Genomic DNA, 11,065 nt, shown 5'->3' with positions numbered 1-11,065 from the left:
GCGGGGGCCCGACCTGGGCCCCCGCCGTCACGGCCTCAGCAGGCGGTGCCGTTGAGCTTCACGCTCCCCGGCGTCGCGGCGGTGCCGTTGGCGGTGAAGCCGACGGTGACCGACGCGCCCGGCGCCAGCGACGACGCCCAGGCCGGCGCGGCCGCAGTCACAGTGGTGCCGGACTGCGTGACGGTGGCGTTCCAGCCGCTCGCCAGCGTCACCCCGGACGGCCAGGTCCAGGTGGCCGACCACGGGTTCACCGCGGCGGTGCCGGTGTTCTTGACGGTCAGCTCCCCCTGGAAGCCACCCGACCAGGAGTTGATCTGCTTGTAGGTGGCGGTGCAGCCGCCGGTCACCGGAGGCGGAGGGGTGGTCGGCGCCGGCGAGGTGTTCGGCGTGCCGGTCGGGGACGGGCTGGTGGTGCCGCCACCACCGGTCGGCGGGATCAGGTACGGCGTGAGGATGTCCTGCTTCGGCTGGTTGATCGTGGTCCAGTCGTCGTTGGCGATGCCGCCCGTGTCACCGGAGTTCGGGTTCCACGACCAGTACGTGAACGACATGCCGTTCACGCCGGTGCCGGTGTACGCCATCAGGTTCTGCAACCAGATCTTGTCCTTCGGGTCCTGGAGCGTGGTGCCGAACTCGCCCATCATGATCGGCGCGATGTTCTGCTTGTACAGGTAGCCCCAGTACTTGTCCCAGATGGCCGGCATGTTCGCCGGGTACGACGGGTCGTCGAACCAGGCCTGCCGGTAGACCGACGTGGCGTACTCGTGCGGCGAGTAGACCAGCCGGTTCGCCACGTTCAGCCGGACCGGGAACTGCCCGGCCTTGGACAGGTTGCCGCCCCACCAGCCGCAGTCCTCGTCGTTGCTGGGGTCGTTGTCCCAGACGTTCGACAGGCCGCCGCTCGGGCAGCTCACCCCCTCCACGAAGATCAGCCAGTTGGGCTGCACGCCGAGGATCGCGTTGCCGGCCCGCTCGGCGGCCAGCCGCCAGTCCCGGGCGGTGTCGCCGCAGCCCCAGCAGGCGCCGGTGGCGGCCGGGTTGGTGCCTTCGGCGTGCGGCTCGTTGTGCAGGTCCGCGCCGATCACAGTGGTGTTGCCGGCATAGCGCTGGGCCAGCATCTTCCAGTCGTTGATCCAGGTCGTCTCGGAGACCGTCGAGGTGTACCAGAGCGGCGACTGCCCGGCCGACGTCGGCCGGTGCCGGTCCAGGATGACCCGCATCCCCTTGCTGCCGGCGTAGTCGATGACCTTGTCGAGGATCTGCAGCGGGGAGAGCCCGATCAGGTCCGGGTTGACGAAGTCGTTGATGCCGGTGGCGGTCGCGCCGGCCTTGAGCGCGTCGTTCGAGTACGGGATCCGCAGCGTGTTGTATCCCAGCCGGGCCATGGTGTCGAGCTGCGAGCGCCACGGGTTGCTCGACCACAGGCCGTGGAACGTCTTGTTGTCGGTCTCCATCCCGAACCAGTTGATGCCGGTCAGCCGGACTGTCGCGCCCGTACTGTCGACGATCTTGCTGCCGCTGGTGTGCAGGTAACCGGTGCCGGTGCCACCGGCCGCCGCGGCGGCCGGTGCGGTGGAGACGGCGGCGGCGACGAGAACGCCGGCTGCCGCGGTGGCGAGCGCCGTCAGGGCGCCGCCGAGGGCGGTGCGTCGGTGCATGGAAGCTCCACTTCGGATGCCCGCGCCGCGCAGGCGCCGCGGGCGGCAGGACCAGGAGGCACGTCCCGCTCGTCATCGAGTACGCGCGCAGCGCGCGCCGGGCCGTGTCGTGTGGACGGCCAACCGCGAGATGTCGCACCGGCGACCGTCGACGGCGAGATCAGCCGTCGGTGCCCTCGTGCCGGTGCCTGAACCTGGCTCCGCCGCTCATTCTGATCAGCCCGTCTCGATGCGTCAACCCGCCCCCGGACGCGGGTGAGCCCCCGGCCGACCCGGCCGGGGGCTCACCCGATGTGTCCGTCCGCCGGCCTGCCCGGCCGGGGTGCTTCCGTCAGCCGGCCTGCTCGGCGAGCTGGAGGAACTGCCGCTTCGAGGCGAGCGCCTGCTCGGCCTCCTTGATCCGGCGGGTGTCGCCGGCGGCCTGGGCCCGGGCCAGCCGGTCCTCGGCCTCGGCGACCTGGGCGCGCATCTGCGCCAGCAGCGGGTTGTCCTCCTTGGAGGTGCGCCGCCACGCCGAGTCCATCACCTCGCGGACCTTGTCGTCCACGGCCCGCAGCCGGCGCTCCAGCCCGGCGGCGGCCTCGCGCGGCACCCGGCCGGCCTCGTGCCACTGCGCCTGGATGTCCCGCAGCTTCGCCTGGGCGCCCTTCGGGTCGCCGTCGACGTCCAGCGCCTCGGCCTCGGCCAGCAGCGCCTGCTTGCGCTCCAGGTTGGCGCGCTGCTCGTTGTCGCGGGCGGAGAAGACCTCGCTGCGGCGGGTGAAGAACTCGTCCTGCGCGGCGCGGAACCGTTCCCAGAGCTTCTGCTCGGCCTCCTTGGCGGCGCGCGGCGCGGCCTTCCACTGGGCCATCAGATCCTTGAGCTGACCGGCGGTGACGCCCCAGTCGCTGGAGTCCTTGAGCTTCTCCGCCTCGGCGACCAGCTCCTCCTTGACCGTCTGCGCCTGCTTGCGCTGCTGGTCGAGGGAGGCGAAGTGGGCGCCCCGGCGGCGGGTGAAGCCGTCCCGCGCGGCGGCGAACCGCTTCCACAGCTCACCGTCGGTCTTCTTGTCGACGCCGCGGATGGTCTTCCACTCGTCGAGGATCTCCTTGAGGCGGTCGCCGGCGGTCTTCCAGCCGGTCGACTCGGCGGCCAGCTTCTCGGCCTCCTCGACCAGGGCGGTCTTGCGCGCCAGCGCCTCGCCCCGGGCGGCCTCGCGGGCCGCCTTGGCCTCGCCGGCCTTCTCCTCGGCGACGGTGGCCAGCTTGTCCAGGCGGGCGGCAAGGGCGTCGATGTCACCGACGACGTGCGCCTCGGCCAGCGACCCACGGATCCGGCGGATCGTGGTCAGGGAGTGGCCGGCGTCAGCCGCGCCCGAGTTGAGCCGGGCCTCGGTCAGATCGACCTCGGTCACCAGGTCGGCGTAGCGCCGGGCGAAGTGGGCGAGCCCTTCCTCCGGTGCCCCTGCCTGCCAGGATCCGACCACCCGCTCGCCCTCGGCGGTCTTGACGTAGACGGTGCCGTCCTCGTCGACCCGTCCGAAGGCAGTCCAGTCGCTCATGTGCCCATCCTCGTTCTCCCGGCGCCGAGGGGACAGCCCCCTCGTTCGCCGCCACGGCGCAGCAAACTTTCTCCCGGCATTGTCACAGGTCCGCCCCCGTCCGTGTCGAGCGCCTGTCGCCGACCGTGACCATACGGTGTTGTACGCCCTCGATGACCGGATCGGCGCGGGGACGCACCGGGGGATCCCGATAGGTTGGGGGCGTGCCACTGGTCGCCGCCGCCGTCTGCCCCCACCCGCCGCTGATCGTGCCCGAGCTGGCCGGCGCCGCCGCGCCCGAGCTCGACGACCTGCGCGCCGCCACCGACGCCGCCGTCGCCCGGCTGCTCGCCGCCGGAGCGCGCACCGTCGTGGTGGTCGGTGGGGGTGACCGCACCGCAGAACTGCCCTTCCCGTATCGCGGGAGCTTCGCGCCCTGGGGAACGCCGCTGGAGGTACGGCTGGGCCGGCACCCCGCCGGGATTCTCGGCACCGACGGACTGCCGCTGAGTCTCCTCGTCGGTGCCTGGCTGCTGAATCGCGGGCCGCGGCCGCAGGTCCCGACGACCTGGCGGATGATCTCCCTGGCCGCCGACGAGCCGGTCGAGCGGTGTGCCGCCGGTGGCGGCCGGCTGGGTTCCCGGACGCAGCCGTGGGCGCTGCTGGCGATGGGAGATGGGTCGGCGTGCCGCGGCGTCAAGGCGCCTGGCTACGACGACCCGCGCGCTGAGGCGTACGACGAGGGGGTCGCCCTGGCCCTGGCCGGCGCGGACGCCGACGCCCTGCTCGGCCTGGACCCGGTGCTGTCGGCGGAGCTGAGGGTCGCCGGGCGGGCGCCGTGGCAGGTGCTGGCCGGCGCGGTCCGGGCGGCGGGCGGCGACTGGCGCGGCGAGCTGAACTACCACCGTGCCCCCTACGGCGTTGCCTACTTCGTGGCGAACTGGGAGCGGGCGTGAGCGTCGTTGCCGTGGTCGGGCCGACCGCGGCCGGGAAGTCGGCGCTGAGCATCGCGCTGGCCCACGCGCTCGGCGGCGAGGTGGTCAACGCCGACTCGATGCAGCTCTACCGGGGCATGGACATCGGCACCGCGAAGCTGACCCCGGCCGAACGCGAGGGCGTGCCGCACCACCTGCTGGACATCTGGCCGGTGACCGAGCCGGCGAGCGTCGCCGAGTACCAGACGCTGGCCCGCGCTGCCGTCGACGACATCCTGGCCCGGGGCCGGGTACCGCTGCTGGTCGGCGGCTCCGGGCTGTACGTGCGGGCGGTGCTGGAACGGTTCGAGTTCCCCGGCACCGACCCGGCCCTGCGGGAGCGGCTGGAGGCGGAACTCGCGGCGGTGGGCCCCCTGCCGCTGCACGCGCGGCTGACCGAGGCCGACCCGGGCGCGGCGGCGAGCATCCTGCCCACGAACGGGCGGCGGATCGTGCGGGCGCTGGAGGTGATCGAGCTGACCGGCGCGCCGTTCACCGCGTCGCTGCCGTCGCCCACGCCGTACTACCCGTCCGTGCAGCTCGGCGTCGACCTGGACACCGGGCGCCTCGACGAGCGGATCGCGCTGCGGGTGGACCGGATGTGGGCCGACGGCCTGGTCGACGAGGTACGGGCGCTGGTCGGTGAAGGGCTGCCCGAGGGGCGGACGGCCAGCCGGGCGCTCGGCTACCAGCAGGTGCTGCGGTTCCTGGCCGGCGAGCTGACCGAGGCCGAAGCGCACGAGGAGACGATCCGCGCCACCCGCCGGTTCGTCCGGCGGCAGCGCTCCTGGTTCCGGCGTGACCCGCGCGTCCACTGGCTGGACTCGGGGTCGCCCGCGTTTCTCGACACTGCCCTGCGGGTGGTCGCCGAGCATCGGCCATGATGGGGGCGTGGAGTTCACAAAGGGTCACGGCACCGGCAACGACTTCGTCATCCTGCCCGACCCGGACGGCACCCTCGACCTGACACCCGGCCTGGTCGCGGCGCTCTGCGACAGGCGGCGCGGGCTCGGCGGCGACGGCGTGCTGCGTGTCGTACGCGCCGCCAAGCACCCCGAGGGCGTCGCGCTCGCGGGCGAGGCCGAGTGGTTCATGGACTACTGGAACTCCGACGGCTCGTTCGCCGAGATGTGCGGCAACGGGGCCCGCGTGTTCGTCCGCTACCTGCTGGACCGTTCGCTGGCCGCCGCCCCGTCGGGCGGGACACTGCCGATCGCGACCCGCGCCGGCCTGGTGCGGGCCCGGGTCGAGGGCGCGGACGTGGCGGTCGAGATGCGCCGCCCCCGGCTGTACGACACGGCGACCGCCACGCTCGGCGGGTTGACGCTGCCCGGCACCGCGGTGGACGTCGGCAACCCGCACCTGGTGTGCGCGCTGCCCGCCGCGCTGGAACTGACCGGCCTGGACCTCACCCGCGCGCCCGAGGTGGACGCCTCGACCTTCCCGTCCGGGGTGAACGTCGAGTTCACCACGGCGGGCGAGCCGGTGACCGGCACCGACGGGCACGTGCTGATGCGGGTGTACGAGCGCGGCTCGGCCGAGACGCTGTCCTGCGGCACGGGCGCGTGCGCGGTGGCGGCGGTGGCGTTGCGCGACGCCGGCCTGGACACCGGCACGGTGGCGGTGGACGTGCCGGGCGGCCGTCTGACGGTCACCGTGACAGCCGACTCCTGCTGGCTGTCCGGCCCCGCCGTCCTGGTGGCCACAGGCACCCTGACCCCCGCAGCCCTGCACCCGTAGCCCTGCACCCGTAGCCCTCGCCCTGCCTCGCCCGCCCTGCCCTGCCCCGGCCCGCCCGCGTTGCCTCTGCCAGTTGATCAAGGAGTTTGTGGCGGAATCCCGGTGCTCCGGTGACGCGAACTCCTTGGTCAACACGGGGCTGAGTGGTGGCCGCGGTCCGGCCGTTCCGTCCCCGGCGCGCTGCCGCCCTGCTGCCTCGGCGCGCTGCGGCCCGGCTGCCCGGCATGATCAACACCAGTTCGGCGAAGTGGTGCTGTCGCGGGGTCTCTGATGCCACCACCTCGCCGAAATGGTGTTGATCAAGGGTGCTGATGCCGCTACTGAGGCGCTGCTGGGGATCTTGGAAGATTTGGGCCCCTCTGAGGGCCGTTTCCTTCCAAGATCTCGTGTGGACGCGCCGGGGACGCCTGACTGCTCCGGTGCGCTGACCCCGGCGCGGGCGGGCCCCGTGTGAGGAGGCAGGAGGTGCCCCGCGAGAGGGCGCTGGCCTGTGCGAAGGCGCCGCGAGAGGCAGGGGCGTGGCTGGGTCAGGGGGTGGCGCTGGCGTTGGCGGCGATCTCGGGCAGGTCGGCCGGGCCCGGGTCGGCCGCGGGCGCCGGCGTGGCGGCCGGGTTCTGGGCTGCGGCCCGCACCGCGGCGGCCACCGCCGGGGCGACCCGGGAGTCGAACACGCTCGGCACGATCACCGTCGGGTTGATCTTGTCCTCGCCCACCACGTCCGCGATGGCCCGGGCCGCGGCGAGCGCCATCTCCTCGGTGAACTCCTCGGCGTGGGCGTCGAGCATGCCGCGGAACACGCCGGGGAAGGCGAGCACGTTGTTGATCTGGTTCGGCTGGTCCGAGCGGCCGGTGGCGACCACCGCGGCGTACTTGCGCGCCTCCCGCGGGTCCACCTCCGGGTCGGGGTTGGCGAGCGCGAAGACGATCGAGTCCTTCGCCATCTGGGCGACGTCCTCGCCGGTGAGCAGGTTCGGCGCGCTCACACCGATGAACACGTCCGCGCCGCGTACCGCCCCGGCCAGGTCACCGGAGTAGTTCTCCTTGTTTGTGTTCTCGGCCAGCCACTGCCAGGCCGGGTTGAGGTCCGGCAGTCCGCGGTGCAGGGCGCCCTGGCGGTCGTACGCGATGATGTCGCCCACGCCCTGACGCAGCAGCAGCTTCATGATCGCGGTGCCGGCCGCGCCGGCGCCGGAGACCACGACCCGGACGTCCGCGAGCTGCTTGCCCACGACGCGCAGCGCGTTCGTCAGCGCGGCCAGCACGCAGATCGCGGTGCCGTGCTGGTCGTCGTGGAAGACCGGGATGTCCAGGGCCTCGCGCAGCCGGGCCTCGATCTCGAAGCAGCGCGGCGCGGCGATGTCCTCCAGGTTGATGCCGCCGTACGCGGGCGCGATCGCCTTGACGATCGCCACGATCTCGTCGGTGTCCTGGGTGTCCAGCACCACCGGCCACGCGTCCACCCCGCCGAAGCGCTTGAACAGGGCCGCCTTGCCCTCCATCACCGGCAGCGACGCGGCCGGCCCGAGGTTGCCCAGGCCGAGCACCGCGGTGCCGTCGCTGACCACGGCGACGGTGTTGCGCTTGATGGTGAGCCGACGCGCGTCGGCCGGGTTCTCCGCGATCGCCATGCAGACCCGGGCCACACCCGGGGTGTACGCGCGGGACAGCTCGTCGCGGGTCCGCAGCGCGACCTTCGGGGTGACCTCGATCTTGCCGCCGAGGTGCAGCAGGAAGGTGCGGTCGGAGACCTTGCGGACGTCCACCCCGTCGAGCGCGGTGAGCGCGTCGACGACCTGGTCGGCGTGGCCGGCGTCGGCGGTGTCGCAGGTGAGGTCGACGATCACGTGGGCGGGGTCGGAGTCGACCACGTCCAGCGCGGTGACGATGGCCCCGGCCTCGCCCGCGGCGGTGGTGAGGCGGCCGATGGAGGAGGCGTCGGCGGGTACCGCGATCCGGATGGTGATGGAGAATCCGGCACTCGGCAGTCGTGTGTTGGCCACGAGAAACTCCTCCGTCGGCGCTGAGCGGCTCGACTGGCATTTCTACTCGCCCGCCCAGGTCGCCCGGCATCCGCCCCCGCTACCCGTCGGTAGCGTCACGGGCATAACACAGGTGCGCCCGGCGTTGTCACATGTCAGGATTGCTGTCACGCGCCGAAAATTCTCGGCGTTGCCCAAAACGGACAGGAGACGCATTTGCGCGAGCAGGAGACCGTCCATCCCTACACCGACGACGAGTTCGACGCCACCACCGGCGAGTACGAGCTGTCGGAGCGGCAGGCGCTGCGGCGGGTCCCCGGCCTCTCCACCGAACTCACAGACATCACCGAGGTCGAATACCGCCAGCTCCGGCTGGAGCGGGTCGTCCTGGTGGGGGTCTGGACCGAGGGCACCCAGACCGACGCCGACAACAGCCTCACCGAGCTGGCGGCGCTGGCCGAGACGGCCGGCTCGCAGGTGCTCGAAGGGCTGATCCAGCGTCGCCAGCGGCCCGACCCGGCCACGTACATCGGCCGCGGCAAGGTGGACGACCTGGGCGCGGTGGCGCTGTCCACCGGCGCCGACACGATCATCTGTGACGGTGAGCTGTCGCCGTCGCAGCTGCGCAACCTGGAGCAGCGCACCAAGGTCAAGGTGGTCGACCGGACCGCCCTGATCCTCGACATCTTCGCCCAGCACGCCAAGAGCAAGGAGGGCAAGGCGCAGGTCGAGCTGGCCCAGCTCGAATACCTGCTGCCGCGCCTGCGCGGCTGGGGCGAGACGCTGTCCCGGCAGACCGGTGGTAGCGGCCGCGGCGGTGGCGCCGGCGGCGGCGTGGGTCTGCGTGGTCCCGGTGAGACCAAGCTGGAGACCGACCGGCGGCGCATCCGCCACCGCATCGCGCGGCTGCGCCGCGAGATCAAGAGCATGGCGACGGTACGCCAGACCAAGCGCGCCCGGCGTACCCGTAACGCGGTGCCCGCGGTGGCCATCGCCGGCTACACGAACGCCGGCAAGTCCAGCCTGCTCAACCGCCTGACCGGGGCGGGCGTGCTGGTGGAGAACGCGCTGTTCGCCACGCTGGACCCGACCACCCGCCGGGCCACCACGTCCGACGGCCGGCTCTACACGCTGTCCGACACGGTCGGGTTCGTCCGGCACCTGCCGCACCAGATCGTCGAGGCGTTCCGCTCGACGCTGGAGGAGGTCGCCGACGCCGACCTGGTGGTGCACGTGGTCGACGGCACCCACCCGGACCCGGAGGAGCAGGTCCGGGCGGTACGCGAGGTGCTCGCCGAGGTGGGCGCGGACCGGCTGCCGGAACTACTGGTGGTGAACAAGACCGACGCCACCGACGAGGAGACGATGCTGCGGCTCAAGCGGCTCTGGCCGGAAGCGGTCTTCGTCTCCGCCCACAGCGGGCGCGGCGTCGACGAACTGCGCGAGGCGGTCGAGCGTCGGCTGCCCCGGCCTGCCGTCGAGGTGCGCGCGGTGCTCCCGTACGACCGGGGTGACCTGGTCTCCCGGGTGCACCGGCAGGGTGAGGTGCTCAGCACCGCGTACCTGCCCGAGGGCACGCTGGTGCACGTGCGGGTCAGCGAGGGTCTGGCCGCGGAGCTCGCGCCGTACCGGGCGGGTGACCGGCTGACCAGTGACGAGCGGGTGGGCGCCGGGCGGTGAGCCGTCCGGCGTCACCCGCCGGAAACCCGCGCCGTGCGACACTGAGCGTCATGCGGCACGTTGTCTCCTCGGTCACGCTCGCGCTCGGCCTGGTCGGCGCGGTCGTGGCGCCGGCCGGGCCGGCCCCGGCGGCTCCCGCCGCGGCCCCCGTGCTGGCCGCGGCTCCCAAGAAGAAGTGCACCGTGGAGGACAGCCGCCTCCGCGAGCTGTCCGGCCTGGTGGCCACCAGCAACGGGTACGTCGTGATCAACGACGGCTCGGACGACCCGAGCCGCAAGCGGGTCTTCTACCTGGACACCAAGTGCAAGGTGGACAAGGACGTCCGTTACTCCGGTGACGGGCCGCTCGACACCGAGGACCTCGCGCTCAGCCCGGATCGCAAGACCCTCTGGATCGCCGACACCGGCGACAACGTGGAGAAGAAGACGCGCCGGGAGCGGGTCGCGGTCTGGACGATGCCGCTGAGCGGCTCGAAGCAACCGGTGCTGCACCGGCTCAGCTACCCGGGCAAGGAGCCGCACGACGCGGAGGCCCTGCTCGTCGGCGACGACAACATGCCGCTGGTGATCACCAAGGATCTCTCCGGCAAGTCGGAGATCTTCACCCCGACGGTGAAGCTGAAGGCGAGCGGTGACACCGAGCCGATCCCGATGAAGAAGGTCGGCGAGGTCACGCTCCCGAAGACGAACACCGAGAACAAGCTCGGCTCGCCCGGGCGGGCGCTGGTCACCGGCGCCGCCCGCTCGCCCGACGGCAGCAAGGTCGTGCTGCGCACGTACGCCGACGCGTTCGAGTTCGACGTGGCCGGCGGCGACATCGTCAAGGCGATCACCACCGGCAAGCCCCGGGTCACCCCGCTGGCCGACCCGTTCGGCGAGGCGATCTCCTACACGCCGGACGGCAAGCTGTTCGTCACCGTCTCCGACGGCGGCACGCTCGACGAGTCCGACCCGATCGACATCCTCAGCTACACCCCGTCGACCACCGGCGCCGAGGCGCTGCCGAACGGCGGCAAGGCCGAGACCAAGGCGGCGGCCGAGAAGTCCTGGCTCGAAGGGCTCTCGCTCGACGAGATCACGTACCTGATCGCGGCGGTCGGGGTGCTCGGCGCGCTCCTGGTCGGCGCGGGCGTGTTCGGCATCCTGCGGGCGCGGCGCAAGCCGGCGCCCCGGGCGCCGGCCGACGAGCCCGAGCACAGCGGCGAGTTCCCGGTGAACAACGGCTTCCCGTCCGCGGAACGGCCGGAGGCGCCGCGCGGCGGCGTCTACGGCGGCGGTCAGGGCGGCGTCTACGGCGGCGCGCCGAACGGTGACCGCCCGGCGTCCGGCGGTGTCTACGGCGGTGGCCGGCCGGGCGGCGGCGTGTACGGCGGCGGCCCCCAGGACGGCGGTCGCGGCCAGGGTGGTGGCCGTCCTCCGGGCGCGGGCCGTCCGCAGGGCGGCGGCGTCTACGGCGGCGGCGGTGCCCCGGCCGGCGGCGGAGGTCGCGGAGGCGGCGTCTACGGCGGCGGAGGCC

The 11,065-nt window shown here is 72.9% G+C and carries 8 protein-coding genes; 5 read left to right on the top strand and 3 right to left on the bottom strand.

Going from position 1 to position 11,065, the window contains the following annotated elements:
- Positions 1–35: 35 nt before the first annotated feature.
- Positions 36–1,658, bottom strand: a complete 1,623-nt coding sequence (locus AC2CHG_RS26440; RefSeq protein ID WP_262013576.1) for a cellulase family glycosylhydrolase — start codon at positions 1,656–1,658, stop codon at positions 36–38.
- Between the two features lie 331 nt (positions 1,659–1,989).
- Entirely contained in the window at positions 1,990–3,198 is a 1,209-nt protein-coding gene (locus tag AC2CHG_RS26435; RefSeq protein ID WP_194802971.1) for a DUF349 domain-containing protein, read from the bottom strand.
- A 203-nt stretch (positions 3,199–3,401) separates the two neighbouring features.
- On the opposite strand from AC2CHG_RS26435, the gene AC2CHG_RS26430 reads away from it, so the two are divergent.
- The 3 genes from AC2CHG_RS26430 to dapF are packed head-to-tail and all read left to right on the top strand — an operon-like array spanning position 3,402 to position 5,891.
- Positions 3,402–4,133: a class III extradiol dioxygenase subunit B-like domain-containing protein gene (locus AC2CHG_RS26430; protein WP_484525805.1), complete on the top strand. Its 732-nt coding sequence runs from the start codon at positions 3,402–3,404 to the stop codon at positions 4,131–4,133.
- The gene (miaA, locus tag AC2CHG_RS26425; RefSeq protein WP_484525804.1) at positions 4,016–5,035 is read left to right on the top strand and encodes a tRNA (adenosine(37)-N6)-dimethylallyltransferase MiaA; all 1,020 of its coding nucleotides are present in this window, start codon (positions 4,016–4,018) and stop codon (positions 5,033–5,035) included. Before AC2CHG_RS26430 ends, miaA begins: the two co-directional genes overlap by 118 nt.
- A 7-nt stretch (positions 5,036–5,042) precedes the next feature.
- A complete protein-coding gene (gene dapF / locus AC2CHG_RS26420; protein ID WP_484525803.1) occupies positions 5,043–5,891 on the top strand; it encodes a diaminopimelate epimerase in 849 nt (282 codons plus the stop codon).
- Between the two features lie 527 nt (positions 5,892–6,418).
- Here the strand turns inward: dapF and AC2CHG_RS26415 are convergent.
- Positions 6,419–7,891 (bottom strand): NAD-dependent malic enzyme, encoded by a 1,473-nt coding sequence (locus tag AC2CHG_RS26415; protein WP_262013573.1) that lies wholly within the window; start codon positions 7,889–7,891, stop codon positions 6,419–6,421.
- Positions 7,892–8,086: 195 nt separating this feature from the next.
- On the opposite strand from AC2CHG_RS26415, the gene hflX reads away from it, so the two are divergent.
- The gene (gene hflX / locus AC2CHG_RS26410) at positions 8,087–9,550 is read left to right on the top strand and encodes a GTPase HflX (protein ID WP_484525802.1); all 1,464 of its coding nucleotides are present in this window, start codon (positions 8,087–8,089) and stop codon (positions 9,548–9,550) included.
- Positions 9,551–9,600: 50 nt separating this feature from the next.
- A partial coding sequence (locus AC2CHG_RS26405) for a hypothetical protein (protein WP_484525801.1) occupies positions 9,601–11,065 on the top strand: 1,465 nt, incomplete at its 3' end.

The sequence above is a fragment of the Micromonospora sp. ATLC20 genome (genome assembly GCF_057196585.1).
This window is presented reverse-complemented; position numbering and strand designations above follow the sequence as displayed.

Coding starts and splice junctions, on each gene's coding strand:
- AC2CHG_RS26440 (WP_262013576.1), bottom strand. CDS start 1,658: ATGCACCGACGCACCGCCCTCGGCGGCGCCCTGACGGCGCTCGCCACC.
- AC2CHG_RS26435 (WP_194802971.1), bottom strand. CDS start 3,198: ATGAGCGACTGGACTGCCTTCGGACGGGTCGACGAGGACGGCACCGTC.